General features: G+C 59.1%; 24 protein-coding genes. 12 read left to right on the forward strand and 12 right to left on the reverse strand.

Annotated features, from left to right (window positions below; all coding sequences use genetic code 11):
• Positions 1–37 precede the first annotated feature (37 nt).
• Positions 38–1,144, reverse strand: coding sequence for a branched-chain amino acid ABC transporter substrate-binding protein (locus ACO6TG_RS03280; protein ID WP_422376845.1), 1,107 nt, complete (start codon positions 1,142–1,144; stop codon positions 38–40).
• 235 nt (positions 1,145–1,379) lie between these two features.
• Here ACO6TG_RS03280 and ACO6TG_RS03285 point away from each other — a divergent pair, with 235 nt between their 5' ends.
• From ACO6TG_RS03285 to ACO6TG_RS03300, 4 genes are all read left to right on the forward strand, one after another.
• Complete coding sequence (locus ACO6TG_RS03285) at positions 1,380–1,907, forward strand: flavin reductase (RefSeq protein ID WP_422376846.1); 528 nt, start codon at positions 1,380–1,382, stop codon at positions 1,905–1,907.
• Positions 1,908–1,960: 53 nt separating this feature from the next.
• Positions 1,961–2,965 carry a P1 family peptidase gene (locus tag ACO6TG_RS03290; RefSeq protein WP_422376847.1) on the forward strand — a complete coding sequence of 335 codons (1,005 nt, stop codon included), beginning with the start codon at positions 1,961–1,963 and terminating at the stop codon, positions 2,963–2,965.
• A gap of 66 nt (positions 2,966–3,031) precedes the next feature.
• A complete protein-coding gene (locus ACO6TG_RS03295) occupies positions 3,032–3,541 on the forward strand; it encodes a DUF3833 family protein (RefSeq protein ID WP_422376848.1) in 510 nt (169 codons plus the stop codon).
• A 93-nt stretch (positions 3,542–3,634) separates the two neighbouring features.
• On the forward strand, positions 3,635–5,107 hold the full coding sequence (locus tag ACO6TG_RS03300) for a transglycosylase SLT domain-containing protein (RefSeq protein ID WP_422376849.1): 1,473 nt from the start codon (positions 3,635–3,637) through the stop codon (positions 5,105–5,107).
• 13 nt (positions 5,108–5,120) lie between these two features.
• Here the strand turns inward: ACO6TG_RS03300 and ACO6TG_RS03305 are convergent, their stop codons facing one another.
• Positions 5,121–5,702: an NAD(P)H-dependent oxidoreductase gene (locus tag ACO6TG_RS03305; protein ID WP_422376850.1), complete on the reverse strand. Its 582-nt coding sequence runs from the start codon at positions 5,700–5,702 to the stop codon at positions 5,121–5,123.
• Positions 5,703–5,819: 117 nt separating this feature from the next.
• Here ACO6TG_RS03305 and ACO6TG_RS03310 point away from each other — a divergent pair, with 117 nt between their 5' ends.
• Positions 5,820–6,443 (forward strand): TetR/AcrR family transcriptional regulator, encoded by a 624-nt coding sequence (locus ACO6TG_RS03310; RefSeq protein ID WP_422376851.1) that lies wholly within the window; start codon positions 5,820–5,822, stop codon positions 6,441–6,443.
• A 22-nt stretch (positions 6,444–6,465) separates the two neighbouring features.
• Here the strand turns inward: ACO6TG_RS03310 and ACO6TG_RS03315 are convergent, their stop codons facing one another.
• The 3 genes from ACO6TG_RS03315 to ACO6TG_RS03325 form a co-directional block, all read right to left on the reverse strand.
• A complete protein-coding gene (locus tag ACO6TG_RS03315; protein WP_422376852.1) occupies positions 6,466–7,224 on the reverse strand; it encodes a hypothetical protein in 759 nt (252 codons plus the stop codon).
• 260 nt (positions 7,225–7,484) lie between these two features.
• Complete coding sequence (locus ACO6TG_RS03320; RefSeq protein WP_422376853.1) at positions 7,485–8,297, reverse strand: hypothetical protein; 813 nt, start codon at positions 8,295–8,297, stop codon at positions 7,485–7,487.
• Between the two features lie 284 nt (positions 8,298–8,581).
• Positions 8,582–9,055, reverse strand: coding sequence for a YcgN family cysteine cluster protein (locus ACO6TG_RS03325; RefSeq protein WP_422376854.1), 474 nt, complete (start codon positions 9,053–9,055; stop codon positions 8,582–8,584).
• Positions 9,056–9,272: 217 nt separating this feature from the next.
• Here ACO6TG_RS03325 and ACO6TG_RS03330 point away from each other — a divergent pair, with 217 nt between their 5' ends.
• The 4 genes from ACO6TG_RS03330 to ACO6TG_RS03345 are packed head-to-tail and all read left to right on the forward strand — an operon-like array spanning position 9,273 to position 13,113.
• Positions 9,273–11,504: a transglycosylase domain-containing protein gene (locus ACO6TG_RS03330; protein WP_422376855.1), complete on the forward strand. Its 2,232-nt coding sequence runs from the start codon at positions 9,273–9,275 to the stop codon at positions 11,502–11,504.
• Positions 11,501–12,184, forward strand: coding sequence for a DUF1214 domain-containing protein (locus ACO6TG_RS03335; protein WP_422376856.1), 684 nt, complete (start codon positions 11,501–11,503; stop codon positions 12,182–12,184). Before ACO6TG_RS03330 ends, ACO6TG_RS03335 begins: the two co-directional genes overlap by 4 nt.
• Positions 12,181–12,741 carry a DUF1254 domain-containing protein gene (locus ACO6TG_RS03340; RefSeq protein ID WP_422376857.1) on the forward strand — a complete coding sequence of 187 codons (561 nt, stop codon included), beginning with the start codon at positions 12,181–12,183 and terminating at the stop codon, positions 12,739–12,741. The genes ACO6TG_RS03335 and ACO6TG_RS03340 overlap by 4 nt, the downstream gene beginning before the upstream one ends.
• A 60-nt stretch (positions 12,742–12,801) precedes the next feature.
• Positions 12,802–13,113, forward strand: a complete 312-nt coding sequence (locus tag ACO6TG_RS03345) for a hypothetical protein (RefSeq protein ID WP_422376858.1) — start codon at positions 12,802–12,804, stop codon at positions 13,111–13,113.
• A gap of 27 nt (positions 13,114–13,140) precedes the next feature.
• Here the strand turns inward: ACO6TG_RS03345 and ACO6TG_RS03350 are convergent, their stop codons facing one another.
• From ACO6TG_RS03350 to ACO6TG_RS03360, 3 genes are all read right to left on the reverse strand, one after another.
• Complete coding sequence (locus tag ACO6TG_RS03350) at positions 13,141–14,004, reverse strand: hypothetical protein (protein ID WP_422376859.1); 864 nt, start codon at positions 14,002–14,004, stop codon at positions 13,141–13,143.
• Between the two features lie 62 nt (positions 14,005–14,066).
• A complete protein-coding gene (locus ACO6TG_RS03355; protein WP_422376860.1) occupies positions 14,067–14,276 on the reverse strand; it encodes a hypothetical protein in 210 nt (69 codons plus the stop codon).
• 107 nt (positions 14,277–14,383) lie between these two features.
• Positions 14,384–14,704: a hypothetical protein gene (locus ACO6TG_RS03360; protein WP_422376861.1), complete on the reverse strand. Its 321-nt coding sequence runs from the start codon at positions 14,702–14,704 to the stop codon at positions 14,384–14,386.
• A gap of 6 nt (positions 14,705–14,710) precedes the next feature.
• On the opposite strand from ACO6TG_RS03360, the gene ACO6TG_RS03365 reads away from it, so the two are divergent.
• Complete coding sequence (locus ACO6TG_RS03365; RefSeq protein WP_422376862.1) at positions 14,711–15,628, forward strand: DUF2336 domain-containing protein; 918 nt, start codon at positions 14,711–14,713, stop codon at positions 15,626–15,628.
• A 66-nt stretch (positions 15,629–15,694) separates the two neighbouring features.
• Here ACO6TG_RS03365 and ACO6TG_RS03370 read toward each other — a convergent pair whose 3' ends face one another.
• The 3 genes from ACO6TG_RS03370 to ACO6TG_RS03380 all read right to left on the reverse strand — a co-directional run bounded on the left by ACO6TG_RS03370 (position 15,695) and on the right by ACO6TG_RS03380 (position 18,516).
• Complete coding sequence (locus ACO6TG_RS03370; protein WP_422376863.1) at positions 15,695–16,069, reverse strand: DUF1491 family protein; 375 nt, start codon at positions 16,067–16,069, stop codon at positions 15,695–15,697.
• Positions 16,070–16,179: 110 nt separating this feature from the next.
• Positions 16,180–16,944, reverse strand: a complete 765-nt coding sequence (locus ACO6TG_RS03375) for a peptidoglycan-binding domain-containing protein (RefSeq protein ID WP_422376864.1) — start codon at positions 16,942–16,944, stop codon at positions 16,180–16,182.
• A gap of 9 nt (positions 16,945–16,953) precedes the next feature.
• Positions 16,954–18,516 (reverse strand): hypothetical protein, encoded by a 1,563-nt coding sequence (locus ACO6TG_RS03380; RefSeq protein WP_422376865.1) that lies wholly within the window; start codon positions 18,514–18,516, stop codon positions 16,954–16,956.
• A gap of 388 nt (positions 18,517–18,904) precedes the next feature.
• On the opposite strand from ACO6TG_RS03380, the gene ACO6TG_RS03385 reads away from it, so the two are divergent.
• The gene (locus ACO6TG_RS03385; RefSeq protein ID WP_422376866.1) at positions 18,905–19,351 is read left to right on the forward strand and encodes a DUF5330 domain-containing protein; all 447 of its coding nucleotides are present in this window, start codon (positions 18,905–18,907) and stop codon (positions 19,349–19,351) included.
• A 302-nt stretch (positions 19,352–19,653) separates the two neighbouring features.
• On the forward strand, positions 19,654–20,085 hold the full coding sequence (locus ACO6TG_RS03390; RefSeq protein WP_422376867.1) for a SufE family protein: 432 nt from the start codon (positions 19,654–19,656) through the stop codon (positions 20,083–20,085).
• 81 nt (positions 20,086–20,166) lie between these two features.
• Here ACO6TG_RS03390 and ACO6TG_RS03395 read toward each other — a convergent pair whose 3' ends face one another.
• Positions 20,167–20,583 carry a MucR family transcriptional regulator gene (locus ACO6TG_RS03395; protein ID WP_094071225.1) on the reverse strand — a complete coding sequence of 139 codons (417 nt, stop codon included), beginning with the start codon at positions 20,581–20,583 and terminating at the stop codon, positions 20,167–20,169.
• Positions 20,584–20,813 lie beyond the last annotated feature (230 nt).

The following is a 20,813-nucleotide window of genomic DNA, read 5'->3' on the forward strand; positions in this document are numbered from 1 at the left end:
GCGCGCGCTTTGCCGTTTAGCTGTCGAAACCGAAAGCTCAGGGGCGGTGCTGAGGCACCCCGTCCCGCCATTCATACCAGACATAGGCTGGCGCATTTGCATCACCGTTTGCGTCAAACCGCACCGGCCCGATCACCGTTGCCAGATCACCAGCGCCAAGAGCTGCCGCAACATCCTTCAAGGTGGTGTTGCCAGCGCTTTCAGCGGCCTGTGCCCAGGCCTGGATCGCCGCATAGCTGGTCAGCGCATAGCGGTCGGCCGGCAATCCTGCCTCGTCCAGCGCAGCCACCACCTTTTGGGCTTCCGGGCGCTGCCGCGGTATCTCAGGATAGGTCAAAAGCGTCCCGTTTCCTGCCGGCCCGGCAACGAGCCAGAACTCGTCCGTCATCAGGGCATCACCTGAAATCAGCACGGCGTCGAGGCCCTGGCGCTGCATCTCAAGTGCAATCAGGCCAGCCTCGGGATGATACCCGCCCAGATAGACGACACCGACATTCTGCAGGCCGAGCTGGGACACAAGACCGCGATAGTCGTCTTCCCCCGCATCAAAACCAAGAGACAGGCTTTCACTGGTGCCAAGCGCATTCATTTCCGCCTTGACCGCATCGACAAGGCCTTTGCCATAGGCCGTCTTGTCATGCAGCAACGCAATGCGCTCAATACCAAAGTCCCTGGCGAGCAACTGTCCGGCCACCTTGGCTTGGCTGTCATCCCTGGGCGCCAGCCGGAAGACGCCGTCTCCGGGCCGGTCGTCCGTGAATTTCGGCAAGGTGGTCGCGGGCGAGATCTGGACGATCCCGGCATCGGCATAAACCTCGCTGGCCGCAATCGACGCTCCGAAACAGAAATGACCTGCAACGAAGACCACCCCCTTGCCGATCAGCTGGTTGGCAACCGCAACCGCCTTGTCCGCCACGCAGCCGTCATCCACCGCTTCCAGGATCAGCTGTTCACCATTGACACCGCCGGCCGCATTGATGTCGGCAACCGCCTGTGCCGCTCCGGCAAGCATCTGTTCGCCAAAGGCACTGAACTGGCCCTCCATTGGACCGGCAACCGCAATGCGGATATCGGCCTTGGCAGGCACAGAGAGAGCGCCAAGGGCCAAGAGCCCTGCTGCAAGGCCAAGTTTCTGCAAGAACATCCACATCTCCGGCATTTAGATCACACCGATATGCCTAACGCGGGCGGTTGCCAAGCTCAATCCACAACCCATGTTTTCTTGTCCGGGTCTATTCAAAAGACACATGAACACGTGGGCGATGAACCGTTTGACGGCAGCCGAACCATTTCGCTAAGACAGCCTAGGCAGCCCCTTCCGGCGCGCATAGACTACCGCCAAAGACGATTCCCGCGCCAAGCGGGCAAGGAGCCGAACCATGTCCACTTCCCCGCCGGGCCAGACCGATCAGGACCGGTTGCCTCTGGACACCACCAGCTTTCGCGAGGCCATGAGCCGGATCGCGGCAGCCGTCCATGTTGTCACCACCGACGGCAGCGCCGGCCGTCTCGGAGCAACCGTCTCGGCGGCATGCTCGGTCAGCGACAATCCGCCCAGTATTCTCATTTGCCTCAACCGGGAAACGCGCGTCCACGATGCCGTCCTGGAGAACGGCTGTTTCTGCCTGAACACCTTGAGCGACGACCATGAAGACATCTCCGATGCCTTTGCCGGCCGTCACAAACTGGAGATGCCGGAGCGTTTCGCCAAGGGGGACTGGACAGCGCTGGCCACCGGTTGCCCTGCGCTCGACAGCGCCCGCCTGAGTGTCGATTGCGAGGTGCATTCGGCCACCGAAATGGGCACCCATTCCATCATTGTCGGCACCGTCACCGACCTGCGCATGACGGACCCGGGCAAATCGCTGCTCTATGTCCGGCGCGGCTACAAAAGCCTCGACACCTGACGTCACCACGCGCACACTGATCCCCCAGCAGTCATATTCGGGACGCATTTTCCATGGCCGGCCAACGCAATCTGATCACCGACGTTCCGGGCCTGAAGGTCGGCAATGCCTCCGACCAGTCCCTGAAGTCCGGCGCGACCGTGCTGGTTCCGGACGAGCCGGCCGTCGCTTCTGTCGCCATTCACGGCGGCGCCCCAGGTACGCGTGAAATTGCACTTCTTGAGCCCGAGCAGACCGTGGACAAGATCGACGCGGTGGTTCTGGCCGGAGGCTCCGCTTTCGGCCTGGATGCGGGCGCCGGCGTGCAGGGCCGTCTGGCAGAACTCGGATACGGCTTTCAGGTCGGCCCCGTGCGCGTACCGATCGTGCCGACCGCCATCCTGTTCGATCTCCTCAATGGCGGCGACAAAAGCTGGGGTCAGGCGGCGCCTTACCGCGACCTCGGCCGGTCGGCACTGGATGCCATCGGATATGACTTTCCGCTCGGCTCCATTGGCGCCGGCACCGGGGCGACAACGGCCAATCTGAAGGGCGGCCTCGGTTCCGCCTCACAGGTACTCGACAACGGGGTCACGGTCGGCGCGATCGTCGCTGTCAACGCGCTCGGGCGGGCCACCGTCGGCGACACACCGCATTTCTGGGCAGCGCCCTTTGAGGAAGAAGCCGAATTCGGCGGCCGCGGCATGGCGCACCCCCTGCCCGCAGACAGCACGACCGTACGCACAAAGCTGGATGGCCTGAAGGCCGGCGCCAACACGACGATTGCGGCTGTTGCCACCGACGCCATTCTGACCAAGGGGGAGGCAAAGCGTCTCGCCGTCATGGCGCATGACGGTCTTGCCCGTGCACTTTGGCCGGCACACACGCCGCTTGATGGCGACCTGGTCTTTGCCCTTTCCACCGGACAAAAGCGCCTCGAGAACGGACTGGAAGACATGGTCCAGCTCGGGGCGGCGGCGGCATCCTGCCTTGCAAGAGCCATTGCCCGGGGCATCTATCACGCCACACCTGCCGAAGACGACCCGGTGCCGACCTGGCAGACCCGCTTCGGCAGCTAAATCAGATCCGGCTGCAGTCTGGCGCCGTATGCAGAGCACCTTCATCGACAGAGGCTTTGCAAGACCATGTTTCTCCTCAGGACCGTTCTGTTCCTACTTCTGACCGCCGGCCTTGCCGCGCCGGTTTCAGCCAATACCCTTGTTCTGGAAGAGTTTTTCAAGGGAAGAACCGTCGGCAAAGGGGTTTTTGAAAGCAAGATCGCGGGCGTCAACCGCCCCTTCACCGTGTATCTGAACGGCCATTGGAACCCCAAGACCTTCACGTTGCGTCTGCGCGAGGACTTTGTCTATGACGACGGTGAAAGGGACACCAAGACATGGTTCTTCCAGAAGGTTGGCGAGGGGCGCTACATCGGCCAGCGATCGGATGTGATTGCTCCCGCCAATGTGCGCACCACATCTGACGGTGCGATCCGCTTCTCCTATATCGCGCAGCTGGAGACCGAGAACGGCCCCTTGCTGCTGCGCTTCGACGACACGCTGGAACAGGTGAACCGCCGGACGGTGCGCAACACGGCCCGGGTGATGAAAGCCGGATTCACCATCGGCACCGTAGAACTCACCTTTACAAAGTAGCCGGGATCAAACAGAAGCCGCCGCTCCTTCAAGCTTGCCAGACGCGACAATCCTGCTTTTACTCCGGAGGCACTTTCACTTGGGAGGCTCCAGATGGTGTCGCGTCTTTTCGCATTTCGCTTGTGCCTGTTACTGATGGTCGGTCTGACCACGGCTTTCGCAGGACAACAGGCCCAGGCCATGGGCACCGGTCTTGCCGACGCACTTGAAGACAAGTTGCGCGATCCCTTCACCGGCGACTTCGATGCCCTGATCGACCGGGGTTACATCAGGGTGCTGATCCCTTTTTCGAAAACCGGTTATTTTATCGACAAGGGCGTTCAGCGTGGCAGCGCCGTTGATCTGATGACGGAATTCGACAAGCACCTGCACAAGCTGCACGGCAAGAAAGTGAACGAGGCGAAGATCGTCCTGATCCCGACCCCGCGCCATCGCCTGTTCTCAGACCTTTATGAAGGGCGCGGTGACCTGGCGCTCGGCAATCTGACTATCACCGATGAACGCCGGGAACTCGCCGACTTTTCCGATCCCCTTCTGACCGGTGTGCATGAAGTCCCCGTCACCCTGGACACCGTGGCAGATCTCGCTGCTCCGGACGCGCTGGCCGGCAGGTCAGTCACCGTGCGGCAATCCGCGTCTTACTATCATAGCCTTCAGGATCTGAACAAATCGCTCAAGGCGGCCGGCAAGGATCCGATAAAAATCACCAAGGCCGACGAAAAGCTGGAAGATGACGACCTTCTGGAAATGGTATCAGCCGGGGCTCTGCCCATGGTGATTGTCGACCAGCACAAGGCCGAACTCTGGCTACAGGTTCTGGACGGGCTGAAAATGCATCCGGCAGCATCGGTGCGCACGGATGGTGAAATCGCGATCGCCGTCAGAAAAGACGCGCCGGCCCTTCTGAAAGAGGTCAACGGCTTTGCCGCCACCGTAAAAAAGGGAACGCTGCTCGGCAACATCCTGTTCAAGCGGTATCTGAAGGAAGCGACCTATCTGAAAGACATGCGCGATGCGCATTACAAGAGCGCCCTGGACGAGCTGCAGACCGTCTTCCGGAAATACGGCACGGAATACGAGATCGACTGGTTGCTGATTGCCGCCCAAAGCTATCAGGAATCCAGGTTCGATCCCAAGGCCCGCAGCCGCGCCGGAGCAGTCGGTCTCATGCAGATCAAGCCTGCGACTGCGGCCGGCAATCCGATCAATATCAAGGGGATCGACAAGGATCCGGACAAGAATGTTCATGCCGGCGTCAAATATCTGCGTTTTCTCGCCGATCACTATTTTTCGGAACTGAAGCCAATGGAGGCCAATCAGACCTTCTTTGCGCTTGCGGCCTATAATGCCGGTCCGAGCCGCTTCGAGCGGATGCGCGAAAAAGCAAAGAAACACGGCTACGATCCGGATAAATGGTTCGGCAATGTCGAATGGATCGTCGCCTCTGAAATTGGCCGGGAACCGGTCGACTATGTCGGCAACATCTATCAGTACTACGTCGTGTTTTCGCAGGAACAGCAGCGTCGCGAGGCCGATGCCGCCGCAAAGGCAACGGCACAGCAGTAACCTCAACGTTCGGCTAGGCGGCCTTGCGACCAAGAGCGCCGGCGCGGTTCATCATTGCCGCCCGGTCCTTGTCTGCTGAGCCACGAATGGGGGAGAACATATGGTAGCCGGCCGGCTTCAGCCCGCAGAAATTGAGGATCTGCTTTTCAAGCTGCTTTCGGGTTCCTGCTCCGTAGACCCAGCGATAGAACCATCCGGGCGTGTCCGAAGTGACCAGCACCTGGGCTGTCCGCCCCTTGAGCAACTTTTCCGGCAACGGCTTGCCTTCGACATACCGGAACGCTGTCCCGGGCAATAACACCCTGTCAAACAGGCCCTTCAGTTTGGCCGGCAGCCCACCCCACCAGAGCGGATGGGCCAGGACAAATTGTTCGCACCACAGGATGTCCTGCCAGAGCGCTTCCAGATCCGGCTCCAGCGGTTTGGCATCCTTGAAACCGGACTGTCCGAAATCCGGATCGAATTGCATGGCAGACAGATGCCTGATCCGCACCTCCTGTCCGGCCTGAGCCGCATTGTCGGCAAAGTTCTGCGCCAAAGCTCCACAAAAGGATCCATCGGCCGGGTGTCCGTCAAGAACGAGTATGCGCTTCATCTGTATTCCCATACCTGGTTAAGCAAGCCGTCAAAAATTGACCACGGTCATTTTTTGACGGCGTTATAGAGATAGGTCAAGATATTTTTTGACCGCGGTCAATTTTAATGAGGAAACATGACACGCAAACCACAGCAGCGCAGCATTGCCACCCGCGCCCGTGTGTTGACGGCGGCCCGTGACCTCAGCCAGAAACACGGCCTGGAACTTGTCACCGCCGACGCGGTGGCAAAGGAAGCGGGCGTAGCCAAAGGCACAGTCTTTTCCCATTTCGGCGACATGGATGGCTTGCTGTCCTACGTATTGCTGGATCGCCTGAATGCCCTGCGCGCTTCAAACGCGGCAGAAGCGGCAGAAAGCAGCGACATGCAAGACCCGGTCGGTCTTCTGATGCGGCGCATGATGGCCCTGATCGCGGTGATCACCGACAGCCCGACAATCCTGCGCCTGTTTCTCGACAATATCGGTGTAACCAAGCCGCATTGCGCCGAAGCCTTTGTCGAAACACTGGCCGGTCTCGACAAGGACCTCGCGACCTTTCTCGAAGCCTGGCAGCAAACCGATACGCTGAGACCCGCTCTGCGGCGGGACAGGTCTGCCGCCGAACTGACAGACGGACTGATCGCCTTCATGATTCACGGCGCCATTTTGCTGAAGAGCCATCAACTGACCGACAGAGCAACACTGGAAGAGCGGCTGCGACGGCACGTCGAAGCATTTCTGCTGACCGACGAGGGTTAGGTCTGGTCCCCTGGCCGGCGGATCACGGCATCGACAGCGGGATGATCGTGCGGCCGTCGATATTGATCTTGTCCGGATCGTAAACATCCGGATTGGCCCGCTTGAGGATCTCAAGCAACGTCCCGTCTTGCTCAGCCTCTTTCAGGGCCTGGGTCAGGAGCGCATGCAGCTCGGCATTCTCTTTCGTGACATAGAACCGGAAGTCATTGGCATAGACGAGACCAAGATGCGGTTCGATCAGCAGGTTGGGATGCAAGGCAGCTTCGCCGGCAATCTCTGTAATCCCGCGCGGGAAATAGTCGACCCCGCGTCCGCCAAGGGCAATGAGGTGATAGATCTCGGGGTTCCAGACCCCCTTGAATTCCTGCAGTTTCAGGTCGTTCTGCTGCCAGACATCAACATCGTTCCAACCGGCGCCGAGTGCGGCAACCGTGCCAACGGCCTGAAATTCCTCCAGGGAGGTGACGCCCTTGTAGAGGTCCCGGTCCCTGGGGTGGATCAGCATGACCCGATAGCCCTTCAACCCGTCGGTGATGTCGACCTCCACCTCAAGATATTTTTGTTTCAGATCCGGGCTCTCGCCCCGCCAGATCAGGTCAAGCCCCTCCCCCGTCTCGAAAAGCACCATCTGCCGGGCCATGTTGAACTCGGCATCCACACGGTCAAATACGACTGATTTTCCGTGTTTTTCGAGCGAACTCGTTAGCAAGTCGACGACGTAATCCGTGGTGCTCACATCCGGCACGCGAAGCCGCAACGTTTCCGCGGAGGTCGGCAACACAGTAAGTATGCCAAACGCAATGCAAATAATCGCACGTACAACTTTAAGCATATAAGTCACACCAACGAAAAAAGGCCAACAGAGACATCAGATTTTATTAAATCACAAGTTTCAATATCAGAAAAACTATTAGAGCCGAGAGGCAACCCCCTCAATAATAGTTAAATATACCAATATTCCTCCATGCATCAGGAGCCGCTCAAAGAAAAACCGCGCTCCAAAGGAGCGCGGCTGCACCAGAATTCCAGTATTGCACTGGGTTATGGCATCTCCAGATTGATCACTTTCCGGCCGTCGATGTTCAGCTGAGATGCATCATAAACAGCAGGGTAGGTCTCTTTCAAAAGAGCAAGCATCGCCCCGCTCTCTTTGGCGGCCGTGAGAGCATCTGTCAGAACCTTGTGCAGGTCCGGGTTGGTCTTGGAGACGTAGAGCCGGAAATCATTGTCGTAAACCAGGCCCAGATGCGGTTCGACGGCAAGTTCAGGATGCTGTGGGGCTTCGACTGCAATTTCGGTGATACCCCGGGAGAAATAATCCACGCCGCGACCGCCAGCGGCCAGCTTCTTGTAGATGGTCGGGTTCCATTTGCCGTCGGTCTCGTCGGTTGGCAGTCCGTTCTTTGCCCAGATCCGAACGTCATTCCAGTTCTTGCCGAAGCCACCAATCGTGCCCTTTGCCTTGAAATCGTCCAGGTTGGCGACATCGGCATAGGCTTCCTTGTCGTCCGGGCGCACAAAAAGAACCCGATAGCCCTTGAGGCCGTTGGTCAGATTGACGTTTACTTCCAGAAACTGTTCCTTCAGGGCGGCGTCTTCGCCGCGCCAGATCAGGTCGATGCCCTGGCCATCTTCCAGCATCTTCATCATCCGCTGAACCGTCAGATCGGAATCAGCTTTCTCGATCTGAAGATCGTGACCCGCGTCGCCGAGCGCCTTCGTCAGCAGCGCACTGACGTAACCGGTCAGATTGTTGTCGGGAATGGTCACGGCAACCGTATCGGCAAGTGCCCCCAACGGTGCGAGAGCGATACCGCCAGCCAAAACGGCGGCACGAATGGTACTTGCAATCATGGATCAAGGTCCTCCAGACATTTTTGCTGGGCGGACTCAATACCGAGCAACTAAAAAAAGACTTAAAGAAAAAGAGAAGCATCTATGAAGAATGAAAGAGACTTCGAGAAATATATATATCAATTCGGAAATCGACCTTCATATAAACCTAACGGTCTTTCACAATCGTCCCCGGATCGTGTACAACAATATGCACCGAAAAAAATTCTGGAAAAGACAAGCACACAACCAAAACTGGTGAATTTTCTGGCACATATGCAGTTTTATTGTTATTTTGACCAAGGTTACGATGGCTCTTCCCCCGGCCAGGAAACCACGTGATTTTCGTAGTCCTCCAGCGCCATGCCGTCTTCGGGAACCGTCTTGCCCCGAACGGAAATGCCCGCCTGATGGACCGTCTCCGGGTCCCCTGACACCAGCGGATGCCACCAGTAAAGATCCCTGCCCTCGGACACCAGTCGATAGCCACAGGTTGGCGGCAACCAGGTGAGTGTTCTGACTTCTGCAGGTGTCAGCTGGATACAGTCCGGCACGGTCGCGGCCCGGTTTTCATAGTCCCGACACCGGCAGCTGTCGCCATCCAGAAGCGTGCAGGCAACGTCTGTCCAGACGATCTCACCGGTATCCCAGTCTTCCAGCTTGTTCAGGCAGCAGCGGGCACAGCCGTCGCACAGGCTCTCCCATTCAGATCCGCTCATTTCCTCAAGCGATTTTGTCTTCCAGAACGGAAGGCCGCCCGCAATGTCGTTCGCGCTCATGGCTAAAGGTGCCTTTTGGGTGCCGTGGTTTTCCGGCGCCTAGCACGCCGGAAGGGAGCCGACAAGCAACGGGCACGCAATAGTGTTTGAAAAGCAAGCAATTTCTAAGGAAAATCGGTAAACTGGAATCACGACGACGCGGCAATCGGCCTGTTTTCCAATTCCGGAAAAGCGGCTAACGTGACCTCGGCGAGTTTGACCCGGAGACCCTGTTCGCGTGACGAACGAAGTGCACTCAGACAAGACGGCCCCTGCTGGAGAAACGGCAGGCAAGACTGCGGGCCCAAGCGCGGAAAAACCGCCCCGCAAGCGGCATCGGATCCGCCGGTTCTTTCTGGCCATAGACGCCTTTGTCGATACGGCGCTCTGGAAGAGCGGTTCGGCCATCCGCCGCGCCTTTGAAAGTTACGACGCGTTTTTGCGGCGTTTCCGCGCCAAGGGCATCTGGCGGATGCTTGCCGAAGTGTCCTCAGAGGGGCTGACCTATGGCCTGGCCGGGTTCATCGTCGTGCTGGCCTTTGCCCAACCGGCCTTCGAGGCGACACGCTATGCGGACTGGAAAACGACGGACGACTTCGCGGTCACCTTCCTGGATCGCTTCGGCAAGGAAATCGGCCGGCGCGGTATCGTTCTCAATGACAGTGTCCCGCTTGAAGAGATCCCGGATTCCCTGATCAAGGCCACGCTGGCCACGGAAGACAGGCGTTTTTTCAGCCATTTCGGCATCGACTTTGTCGGCACATTCCGTGCGATGGTGGAAAATGCCCGCGCAGGCGGTGTGGTCCAGGGGGGCTCCACGCTCACCCAGCAGCTGGCCAAGAACCTTTTCCTGACCAATGAGCGCAGTCTCAGCCGCAAGATCAAAGAGGCCTATCTGGCGCTCTGGCTCGAGGCGAACCTCAGCAAACAGGAAATCCTGAAACTCTATCTCGACCGCGCCTACATGGGCGGCGGCGTCTTCGGCGTGACCGCTGCTTCCGAATTTTACTTCAACAAGAACGTCCGCGAGCTGACGCTTGCCGAAAGCGCCATGCTGGCGGGTCTTTTCAAGGCCCCGGGCAAATATGCCCCCCACATCAATCTGCCCGCGGCGCGCGCGCGCGCCAACGAGGTGCTGACCAACATGGTCCAGGCCCGCCTCCTGACCGAAGGCCAGGTGATCGGAGCCCGGCGCAACCCGGCGCTGGCCGTCGACCGGTCGCAGGAACAGCTACCGGAATATTTCCTCGACTGGGCGCTGGATGAGGTCAAGAAGCTGGCCCGGCGCAATCCGGCCATGGCTCGGGACCGCATCGTCACCGTGCGCACCACGCTCGATCCGGCCCTGCAGCGCCAGGCGGATCTGGCTGTTGAAACGATCCTGCGCGAAAACGGAAAACTGCGCGACGCCAACGAGGCTGCCCTTGTCTCCATGGTTCCGGACGGTGCCGTCGTCGCCATGGTCGGTGGCCGGTCCTATGGCGAAAGCCAGTTCAACCGGGCTGTCAATGCCTTGCGCCAGCCCGGCTCCTCATTCAAGCCTTTCGTCTACATGACCGCCTTCATGAACGGCTATGAACCGTCCAGCATCGTGCCGGACCGGCCGGTCTGGATCGGCAACTGGTCGCCGAAGAACTACAACAGGAGCTATCGAGGGCCGGTCACGTTGAAGCTGGCGCTGACAAAGTCGATCAACACCATTCCCGTGCGCCTGTCTCTGGATTTCGGCCGTGACAAGATCATCGAGACGGCTTACGCGATGGGGCTGACCCACGAGCTTGAAAACTCCATCTCCCTGCCGATCGGATCGTCCGAAGTCTCCGTGATCGACATGGCCGCATCCTATTCCACCTTTGCCAATGGCGGCTTCAAGGCCCCAGCCTATGCGATCCTGGAAGTGAAAAACAGCAATGGCAAGGTTCTCTACAGACACGGCACAGACAGTCCGGACGCGATCCGCGTGCTGCCAGAAGAAAAGGTCCACCAGATCAATGACATCCTGGTCAACGTGGTGGAAGCCGGCACGGCTCGCCGTGCGCGCATCGACGGCGTTGTCGCCGCCGGCAAGACCGGCACGACCAATGCCTATCGGGATGCCTGGTTTGTCGGCTACACCGGCAACTTCACCACTGCTGTCTGGTTCGGCAATGACGATTTTTCTTCCACCCGGCGTGTGACCGGCGGCAGCCTGCCCGCCATGACCTGGCAGAAATACATGGCCTTCGCCCATAACGGCATCGAACTGGCGCGCATGCCGGGCGTGGAGGCGGAAAACCTGCCGCGCCTAGCGCGCGCCGCCCCTGCGCAGCTGGCGAACAAACAGTCGGACACGGCCCAGCCCCGGGTGCTCAAACGGCGCACACAGTCTTTGCTGCTCAGGATTGGCCGCGACCTACGCCGGCTGATGGGTCAACAAAGTGCCAGTGCAGTGCCCGCAAACGAACCGGCCGAAACCGTGGCGGTGCAATGAGCGACACGTCTTTCCGTCCATCGCCGCATGGCGAGGCCGACTGGTACGAGACCCGTCTGCCGCGCATCATTCGTCCGCACCGCGGCCACCCCTTGCGGACGCTGGCCACCGTCACGACGGTCTTGGTCCTGGCCGCGTTGATCGGCATCAGTTCCGCCTATCTGATCATCGAACGCGAAGAGCCGCTGAATGCGGAGACCATCGGCCCCTGGCGCGCCTATCCCAAGGCGGGAACGGCGAGTGCAGATCCCTATTCCGTTGCAATCTACACCCGCGGCGCGGTCATTCCTTTGGCGTCCGGCGAAGGTTTGGCACTGGTTGCCCGCGAAGACAGCCGGGGCCACCTGCTCGATCCCACCTGCGTCTACCGGATCGCCGGCCAGACACCTTCCGCGCGCCTCTGGACGCTGACGGCGGTGAACGGTCACGGGCGTCTCGTGGAAACCCTCTCGGGGCGCGCCAGTCTGGCAAGCAACGACCTATTGCGGGCACCGGACGGCAGTTTCGAGATCATGGCCGCTCGCAGCCCTCATTCGGGAAACTGGCTGCCACTGGCGGCCAATGCAAAAGCAAGCGACGGCCTTCGCTTTGTACTGAGGCTTTATGATGCGCCGGTCACGACCGGTGCCGCGCTGGATGGGGTCAGCATGCCGGTGATCGACAGGCAGGGCTGCCCATGACCCTCTCACCGCGTTTTTCCCTGACTGTCGGACTTTTGGCCACTCTGTGCCTGGCCGCGATCATTCACATTCTTGTGGTTCTGAGCATACCGCACAATGTCCAGCACAGTGCTTACGACAATGTCGCCGCACACGGTCCAGACCGGCAGTTCAATCTGCTTCCCGATGTTTACCCCGGCGCCGAAGCGCTTCCCGATCTCGATCCTGCGATGAAACATGCGACCTGCCGCTTTCAGTTGAGCGAGGGACCGGTCCTGTTTGACGCCAGCATCCCGGTGCCATTCTGGTCGATCGGTCTCTTCAACGCGGCCGGTGAAGCCGTCTACAGCCTCAACAACCGCACTGCAGGCGCAGAACGCCTCTCCATGCTGGTCCTGACAACGGAGCAGCTCTCAATCTTGCGCGAAAACCCTCCGGAGAACCTGGAGGACCTGATTGTCATCGAAACGGAGGAGCCGATCAGCGGTTTTGCCCTGCTTCGGGCCTATGTTCCCCACCCCACGCGCGCCGGCACCGTGGACCGCGCGCTGAAAGCGGCGAGTTGCGGGGGGATATGAGGACGAAACCTCTTCAAACACCACACCCAACTTCAATGTGAGAGGTCCTCAACCCGGCGCATGGACACAGACTACCGACTTTATGCCGCCGGTGCGGTGCTGCACTTTCTGCCCTTTGTCCTGGGATTTGCTATCGGCCGTTTCGACACGGTCATTCACGAAAAACGAACGCTGCTGAGCCGGATTTGCCAGGTATTCACCGGCCTCCTCTTTGCCTGGATCGCGCTTTCGTTCGTTTTTCCGAAAAGCTTTTTCACCATCGTCTATGAGGTGTTGCTGATTATCGAAATGCTGTCCTTCGGCCTGTTCTATGCCAGTTTTGCCGCCATCGCCTATTTTGCCGGACAGGCGTCGGGACGGGACTACTTGTGAGCGCATGGCCTGCAAACACCGCCGACCTCACTTTTGAACCGGTGGCCGTTCAGTGCTCCAGTTCTTGAAGATGCGGGACCGTTTGACAGGCTGGTCGGCAACGCCCCGGGTGTTCGGATCACAGCCGGCTTCAGCAATCCGGACCTGGCCCTCTAGCTCCCGGATGGCATTGTTGACCTTCCAGACCCGGTTCTGGGTCGGTGTTTCGATTTCCAGGCCGTCCAGCGCCTTCTTGTAGGCGATGATGCGATACCGGAGTGCCTGGCCGACCCATTTGATCATAACGCGGTTTTCCCAGACCCGTGCCTTGGCACCTTCATAGGTTTCTTCGGTTGTCACCGGTTGGCGCTGAAGCACCCGCAGGCGTTCGTCATCGGCCTTTTTCACCCGCAGCGCCACTTCGCAAAATGGCATCACCAGTTCCGCATCGCCGGAGGCATCGGCAGCGATCTTGTCGTAACGCGCGTTGGACGATCGGAATTTGTCGGATCGCAGATAGATCAGATAGAGATCCGGCGGCACCCGCCCCTCGGTCTCCGGCAGGACCCGCGTGCGCGACAGTTCGACCATCGTGCCGCCGATCCAGTCCTTGGTCCAGGGAGGGCGTATCAAGGTCCAGCCGCGGTTGCGCAGCAGTTTTTCGTCATCAGTGTAATTGAATTTGGAGACCGGATCGCCGCGCAATCGCGCAGCCTCGTCGCCAGCGGTCGGCATCACCTTGTCATGGATGACGGAGGGTTTGGCACGGTCGAAATCACCGGTCGGACGCACACAGGCCGCAAGCCCAAGAGCCGCCAGCGCGACCAGGACAATCCGGAGACCCTGCCCGCAAACGGCTCCGCCATCCTTTGAGGACGCGGCAGCGTTATGTTCCGCTTTGCCTTTGCCCATCGGGCATGTCTCCAGACCGCTGCATTGATTCCCGGCACATGCGGCTGGAGAGGCTTGGACCGTCAGTCCTTGTCGGAACCAGCTGGTCCGGCCGCCTTACCGATGGTCGTGATTCGTGCGGCAAGATCAAGGTCGTGACGCTCGTAGCGTACACCTGGGAAGAGGATAACTTCCCCAAAGCTGTCCCGGCTGGTCGAGCGGCGTTGATTTGAGCGCTGGCCCACACGCGCAGTGGGCCGTTGTGCGGATGAAAAGTCCAACAAGGTGCCCATCGTCTCCTCCTTCGGTTCCGATCTCCCCTGGACGGCGTATTACCGACGGGGAACGGTCAAACGGGCGACGCATTACTTCCTGCCTCTCCATTAAGAAGTCGTCAGGGTTAACAGCATGCTAACGCTTTTGCTTCAATTTGAAGGGTATCAGTCCAACCGGTGGTCCGGTCTTTTGTTTTTTGTAGACGGGTCTCATGCGCCAACCCCAACGTTTCAACTCGCCTGTGCCAACTTTCTCCTCCCGACGCAAACACACACAAGCCAGCGGCTCCGACCGTGGTGTGTTGTTGGCCGCAAGTGAGCTCTTTGCCGGCCGAACGCGGCATGACATTGATGAGAAAGAGATTTTTCTTGAGCTGGCCCGCAATCTCCTGCCGGCGACGTCGCTGCCAGACCGGCGCCGAATTGCCACGTTGCTTGCTGGTCATCCGGAAATGCCGCACGATCTGCTCGAACTTCTGGCCGGCGACAACGACGATCTGACTGCCTATCCAGCGCTTCGTTACAGCCCCCGGCTTTCTGTGGATCTCCTTCTGCGCACCGCCCGAACGGGTCCTGACAGCTTAAGGAAGGCGATCGCCAATCGTCCATCTTTACGCGAATCGGTGATCTCGGTGTTGTGTGAACATGCCGGCGCGGCCGTGATCCGCATCCTTCTGGACCGCAATGACGTCATTCTCACGCAAGCCCATCAGGCGAAATTGAGTTGCCGTAGTGACATCGTTGCCACTCTTGGTTTAGAATTGGCTGGTCAGGACGCGCTAAACCCGGATGGACTCATGGGACAATTCCTGCACTTGCCGGCTCCTTTGAAGGCCAAGGCCATCGCAGCAGCCGAGATGACCAGCCTGGTCAAACAGGCTCAAGCGCCGGCGGCGACGCCAGCAGCAGCCTCCAATAGCGGCCGTCTGAAGCTTCAGGACGCCCTGCTTCAAGAAGCGCTTCGGCAAAACCGCAGCCGGTTTGCCGATCTGCTTGGCCAGGGCCTTGGCCTGCCGCGCGCAACCTGCGACCTGTTGATCAAGCAGGATCAGGCGGAAGGCCTGACGGTTGCCCTAAAAGCACTGGGCTTCTCGGCCGGTCAGTTGACCACCGTGCTGATACGCCTCGCCGGTGCCGATCTTTCCCTGGAGCGCCTGCGCAGTCTGCTGCGCCTTAACAAAACACTGAGCCCCGGCGCTGCCGAAGTTCTGGTCGGCCAGTGGCTCCTGCATGATCAAGGTGCTGAGAGCGTCGAGACACCGACACCCGAACACACGCCGCAATATCAGGAAAATGGCAGGCGCGAGATCCGGGCAAAGGGCAAACCACTCTTTCGTGTCTCCAAGGCCGTCAGGAAGTCCGGCACCTGAGAAAACACCTGTCCTTAGGCCTCTGCGCATCAGAAGTGGTCAAAACAGTCAAATGGGCAGCAGGATCTAGAACCGGAAGACACCCGCCCCCGGATCGGGGGCCTCTTCCTGTGCCAGAGGCAAGTCGACCTGCCCTTCCCGCGCTTCGATGTCTACCAGCCAGTAATCCGGATCCATTCGAGCCTCACTGGCAAGGCGTCTTTCGATGGCGTCCTTGTCGGTTCCCTCAAACAGTTGTTCGAACAGACGCCCCTGGGGCAGTTCGCTGAACATGGACTGCGGCGCAGGACCGTAAAAGTCGAATGTCCCGTCGAGCCGGTCGACACAGATGAAGACAGCGCCCGCTTCCGGCGCCCCCTTCTTGCTTACGGCGGCGAACCCGCCTTCGCCGAATATGCGCCGGACCAGTGCGCTGACAAAAAACTCGGACGTTACCCGCATAGCCGTTCCCAACACCCACATCACACCGGAGAAGCAATGGCTTGCCCCCTTGTCAACGATGATTTCCGGCAGGTTTAGGTCAGATACACTTCCCGGGCAACTGCCCGGCTTCATCCGGACAGTTTGCGCCCGCTGACCATTTCAAGTCGCTCGATGACTTTCGGACCTGGCTCTCCGGTCAAAGGCAGACCCCGGTCGAATTCAAACCGTCGGATCGCCGCCGTGGTGTTCGCCCCCATGAGTCCATCCGCCTTGAGCGGTCCATAGCCCAGCTCGGACAGGGCTTTCTGTATTTTCATGAGTTCGGGATCAGCGTCGACGGGAGAGGCACCAGCGTCGCCCACGGGCTGAGGCGGCAAGGTGATTCCGCCAGGCTTGGCGCGCGGAACCGGCACCAGCCCTTCCGCCGGAGCATCACCATGCATGAGCACCAGAGCAAGCAAGGCTTCGCTGGCGTCGCCTGTTTCCACCTGGCCGGCCCGGCGCTCAAAAGACCGGATCGCCCGTTCCGTTGCCGGGCCGTTCAGCCCGTCGAGTGGCCCTTCATAGAATCCGATTTTCCTGAGGGAAATCTGCAGGTCGAGCACCAGCGTCGAGATTTCCTGGATTTTCAGCTCCGGACTTCTGCCGTCCGGCTCGGGCATCTGGAAAGCCTCCGGACGATCCCGCGTCGCAAAGAGCGGCGCCGGATGACGGCCCGGCTGGAGGCCGATCGCGTTGGCAATAATCAGGCAGGCCGTCAGTCCCATGACTACGGTGCCACCGGCTGCAACCGGATTATCAAGCGCCACATGTCCCGCCTTGGACATCAGGGTCTCAGGGTGCTGCGCCGCCTGGGCTTTTGTCGGTTTCGAGGACTTTCGCGTTTTTGCCATGCCGCTCACCTATGCCGTTCTGGCCAGGATAGCGTCCCCTGCGGACGCAGCGGATTGCGGAAGAAGGAGGATCACCTGATTGTCCTTTTCCACATCCTTTGCAATGCGCATTCGGGCGCCGGCACGTTCCAGCAATTCACTCGCCCGATCAATCACCGACTTTGAATGGGCCGTGCGCCAGGTCTGTGCGGACCGCCGCCCGGATACGGCCACGGTGCAGGAAACGTCTGCGTCAGTCACCTCTGCAGAAATCACCAGAACCGCCCCGTCGCCGCAGGTCTCGATCATGTCCGCCAACAGGCAGTTCACCGCCTGCCGCACACCTTTCGGCTCGACCGCGACCAAAGGCAAATTGTCGTCGACGGAAACATCCAGATGGATGCCGCGCCTCGCCGCGACAGGGGTCAAAAGGTCCCGGCACTGTTCCAGGCTGGCCGACAAGTCACACGTGGCATGAAGGGCGTTGGCCGGAATTGCCTTCTGCACCTGTCCTGCCTCATCACCCTCAGCTGGAGAGGAAACAGGCGCAGACATCCGCAACATGGTCTCCGGATTGGCGCGAGCCGTCAGGTCAGCCGCAACCTCAATATCCGCTTTCGAGCGACCGGCAGAAGCATCAGCTGGCTCCGACCTCAGTGCAGACTGCCCGGCGTCGGAAAGCGTCAACAACAGAACCGGTTGCGCATCGGTTTGCACGGCTGGCTGCAAAGGCAATTGCATTACAAGTGACAGGCAGCGGTAGTCAGCCAGTCCGATTTCACCGGGACGCGTTGCACCAACCCGAAACCGAACGTCGAAACGTTGAGCCTTGCCACTGTGCCGCGCTTCCGACAGGCGCGTCAGGTACAATGGCCGGTCCGCGACATGCAGGCGCGGAAACAACCAGTCTTCTCCATCGGCCAGCGGCAGCGGCCCTACCAGTGCCGAAACCGAACCGCCCAGCAGACGGAGCGTGCCGTCAGCAGCAACCTCGCACACGACATCCCTGGTGCCTTGTGCGATCAGGTCGAGATCGCACTGCGTCCGTTGCACCACCTGCCGCGCCAGCGTCCTGTCAAGCGTCAGACGAAGAGAAAGCACACCAGCATAGAGCAGTGCACCAAGCGTGGCGTAGAGCACCATTCCTGTGGCAGGAACCACGATCTGAAATTCCGGCAAAGGCAGGAAGGCAATTGCCGCCAAAAGCGCACCACAAAGTCCCCCTACCACCACGGGAACCTTTCGGTCGGTCGCAAAGGCGGTTTCCATCAACGGCATCAGAAGCCAGAGCAACGCAAAGGACCTCGTACCGCCGGTCAACAAGCACATGGCAGCAATAAAACAGGCAAACAGACCCGACGACAGGGCAATGGCCTTGTTGAGTGTGCCCGAACGGGACAGATAAAGAGCCAGTGGCCATTGGCCGAGCATCCAGGCCAGGACAAGCAGAACGGCGGCATGAGGCGGACCGGCAAGTGCCAGGTGCAAAGGCAAGACCAACAGCGCCGTCCCACCGCTCACAAAACTGCTGATCATGAAAGAGCGGTGCAGCGGAGCCAGAAAAGGATCGGAAGCGGCAGCGGGATGAATCATTCCGTCAACACGGCTCATCCATTGCCCAAGTGTATTTCGCATCGATTTCAGAAGGTTACGCACTCTACTCAACTCTACCGCAACACCGCGCAGGGTTGCTCTTACCCTGTCTAGGAGCATTGTCGTCCGGAGCACTTAAGGAACGATAAAGGATGAATTCGGTTTGCCGATTTTTTCCAAATAAGGGCGCGGTTTCAGGGACTTGATCGAAATTCATTCAAATTTGAATCAATTTGTCAGAAAACTCGACTTAAATACCTGTTTTATTTTATGAAAATTGAACCTTCCTGCTCAACCGGGCATTCTCATGTCGCTGTTATGGTGCCTTCATAACAAGCGCGCCAGTGGCACAAAGGCGTGCAAAGCAGAACAGACTATGGGTAGCGACATGTTCTTTCTCTTGAGGACGGCCTTCTGGCTCACCTTGGTTCTGGCCCTGATTCCACTCGGGTCCGGGAAGGAAAGCACCACGGTGGAAAAAGTTGATCCGGTTTCTGCCTTCCTGGCAGCACAGGCGACGGTGTCCGACATCGGTGGTTTCTGCGGGCGAAATCCGCAAGCCTGCGAAACGGGCGGCAATGCCCTCACCGCCATCGGCAGCCGGGCGCGCGATGGTGCGCGCATCGTTTACGAATATCTCGACACACAGGTAGCTGACCAGTCAGACGCAGACGCTCTGCTCACAGGCTCGACCACGCCTGCGACAGACCTGGCGGCCGACCAGATCCAGACAGCCCCTCCTGTCTGGCAACCTGACTTGAACAACGTCTCCGCGCTGGAGACAGATTTTGGGCCGGTGCCACGGCCCAAACCCCGCTCAGGCCTGAAGACCTGAGCGGCCAGGCTGTTGACGACCCTATGACCTCCTGGGTCTGAAACGGCCGATTGCGCCCCCGCTGGAGCGGTGCCGCAGGGCGGCATCGCAAAGACGGCTTCACTTCAGCGGTTTGTTCCGCTGCGCCGCAGATGGAAAGCTGCCCATTCCATCTGCGGCGTATTTTTATGTCTTTTTCCGTCGAAACCACATTCCCATCGCCTGATGCCCGGGGCCGTGGACAAGATCCGGCCACTTACCCATTTGCAGATCGGCATGTGCGAGCTATATGAAAGCGCAAACGACCTTCAAAGACCGGTGCCATGACGACCAGCCTAGACGAAATCCTTGAGACCTTTGACTTTCTCGACGACTGGGAAGACCGTTACAAATATCTGATCGACCTCGGCAAGGAATTGCCGCCGCTCGACGGCAGCGAAAAAACCGATGCTAACAAGGTGCGCGGCTGCGTGTCGCAGGTCTGGTTGATCACCAGCGTCGACAAGACTGCAGATGGCGGCCCGGTGCTGACCTTCAGGGGCGACAGCGACGCATTGATCGTTCAGGGGCTTGTCGCGATCGTCACGGCTCTTTTCAGCGGCAAGCCGGCTCGGGAAATCCTTGAAACCGACGTCGAAGGCATCTTCGGCAAACTCGGACTGCAGGAACACCTGACCCCGCAACGCTCCAATGGATTACGTTCAATGGTTGGCCGCATCCGGTCCGACGCCCAAGGCGCTCTCGAAGCAGCCTGAGGCGGGCCATTCCGATGAAACAAAAAAAAGAGCTGCCCGTCGGGCAGCTCTTGACGTTTTGCTCTCGAGCAGAAGCGACCCTTACTTGGACCGCTTGCGCTGCTGGCCGAGGCCCATTTTCTTGGCAAGTTCGGAGCGAGCTGCAGCATAGTTCGGGGCGACCATCGGATAGTCTGCGCCCAGGTCCCACTTTTCCCGGTACTCTTCCGGGGTCATGTTGTAGTGGGTGCGCAAGTGACGCTTCAGCGACTTGAATTTTTTGCCGTCTTCGAGGCAGATGATGTAGTCCGGCATGACCGACTTCTTCACCGGGACAGCAGGCTTCAGCGGCTCCGGCTCCGGTTCGCTGGAGGCATTGGCTGTCTTCTGAAGAGCGCCATACACCTCGTTGATCAGGCCTGGCAGGTCTGTTGACGCAACAGTGTTGTTGCTCACATAGGCGGACACGATGTCTGCCGTAAGATCAATCAGATTTGTATCCACCGGACTGTCAGTCATTTTTCACCCGTTCTCTACTGATTTCAAAATTTGATACGCTGTTTACCTGCAAAAGGATTGTTCCGAAAGCACTTTCGAGAAATCTGTTACTTGCGGATCTGGAAATCGAAAACGATTCTACTTTGCAGGCAATCGTCACAGCCTTATATCGCCGTCCCCCAGAAACGACAACCCCGGAATTCAAATAAAAGTCGCTTCGTCTCAATAAAAATCAAATTCTATAAATATTG

It is taken from the genome of Roseibium sp. (genome assembly GCF_965233565.1).
Taxonomy (GTDB): Bacteria; Pseudomonadota; Alphaproteobacteria; order Rhizobiales; family Stappiaceae; genus Roseibium.

What these genes read in the sequence shown, in the direction of transcription:
- ACO6TG_RS03280 (WP_422376845.1), bottom strand. Translation starts at nt 1,144, where the DNA reads ATGTTCTTGCAGAAACTTGGCCTTGCAGCAGGGCTCTTGGCCCTTGGC.
- ACO6TG_RS03285 (WP_422376846.1), top strand. Translation starts at nt 1,380, where the DNA reads ATGTCCACTTCCCCGCCGGGCCAGACCGATCAGGACCGGTTGCCTCTG.
- ACO6TG_RS03290 (WP_422376847.1), top strand. Translation starts at nt 1,961, where the DNA reads ATGGCCGGCCAACGCAATCTGATCACCGACGTTCCGGGCCTGAAGGTC.
- ACO6TG_RS03295 (WP_422376848.1), top strand. Translation starts at nt 3,032, where the DNA reads ATGTTTCTCCTCAGGACCGTTCTGTTCCTACTTCTGACCGCCGGCCTT.
- ACO6TG_RS03300 (WP_422376849.1), top strand. Translation starts at nt 3,635, where the DNA reads ATGGTGTCGCGTCTTTTCGCATTTCGCTTGTGCCTGTTACTGATGGTC.
- ACO6TG_RS03305 (WP_422376850.1), bottom strand. Translation starts at nt 5,702, where the DNA reads ATGAAGCGCATACTCGTTCTTGACGGACACCCGGCCGATGGATCCTTT.
- ACO6TG_RS03310 (WP_422376851.1), top strand. Translation starts at nt 5,820, where the DNA reads ATGACACGCAAACCACAGCAGCGCAGCATTGCCACCCGCGCCCGTGTG.
- ACO6TG_RS03320 (WP_422376853.1), bottom strand. Translation starts at nt 8,297, where the DNA reads ATGATTGCAAGTACCATTCGTGCCGCCGTTTTGGCTGGCGGTATCGCT.
- ACO6TG_RS03325 (WP_422376854.1), bottom strand. Translation starts at nt 9,055, where the DNA reads ATGAGCGCGAACGACATTGCGGGCGGCCTTCCGTTCTGGAAGACAAAA.
- ACO6TG_RS03335 (WP_422376856.1), top strand. Translation starts at nt 11,501, where the DNA reads ATGAGCGACACGTCTTTCCGTCCATCGCCGCATGGCGAGGCCGACTGG.
- ACO6TG_RS03340 (WP_422376857.1), top strand. Translation starts at nt 12,181, where the DNA reads ATGACCCTCTCACCGCGTTTTTCCCTGACTGTCGGACTTTTGGCCACT.
- ACO6TG_RS03345 (WP_422376858.1), top strand. Translation starts at nt 12,802, where the DNA reads ATGGACACAGACTACCGACTTTATGCCGCCGGTGCGGTGCTGCACTTT.
- ACO6TG_RS03350 (WP_422376859.1), bottom strand. Translation starts at nt 14,004, where the DNA reads ATGGGCAAAGGCAAAGCGGAACATAACGCTGCCGCGTCCTCAAAGGAT.
- ACO6TG_RS03355 (WP_422376860.1), bottom strand. Translation starts at nt 14,276, where the DNA reads ATGGGCACCTTGTTGGACTTTTCATCCGCACAACGGCCCACTGCGCGT.
- ACO6TG_RS03360 (WP_422376861.1), bottom strand. Translation starts at nt 14,704, where the DNA reads ATGACCAGCAAGCAACGTGGCAATTCGGCGCCGGTCTGGCAGCGACGT.
- ACO6TG_RS03365 (WP_422376862.1), top strand. Translation starts at nt 14,711, where the DNA reads ATGCCGCACGATCTGCTCGAACTTCTGGCCGGCGACAACGACGATCTG.
- ACO6TG_RS03370 (WP_422376863.1), bottom strand. Translation starts at nt 16,069, where the DNA reads ATGCGGGTAACGTCCGAGTTTTTTGTCAGCGCACTGGTCCGGCGCATA.
- ACO6TG_RS03375 (WP_422376864.1), bottom strand. Translation starts at nt 16,944, where the DNA reads ATGGCAAAAACGCGAAAGTCCTCGAAACCGACAAAAGCCCAGGCGGCG.
- ACO6TG_RS03380 (WP_422376865.1), bottom strand. Translation starts at nt 18,516, where the DNA reads ATGATTCATCCCGCTGCCGCTTCCGATCCTTTTCTGGCTCCGCTGCAC.
- ACO6TG_RS03385 (WP_422376866.1), top strand. Translation starts at nt 18,905, where the DNA reads ATGTTCTTTCTCTTGAGGACGGCCTTCTGGCTCACCTTGGTTCTGGCC.
- ACO6TG_RS03390 (WP_422376867.1), top strand. Translation starts at nt 19,654, where the DNA reads ATGACGACCAGCCTAGACGAAATCCTTGAGACCTTTGACTTTCTCGAC.
- ACO6TG_RS03395 (WP_094071225.1), bottom strand. Translation starts at nt 20,583, where the DNA reads ATGACTGACAGTCCGGTGGATACAAATCTGATTGATCTTACGGCAGAC.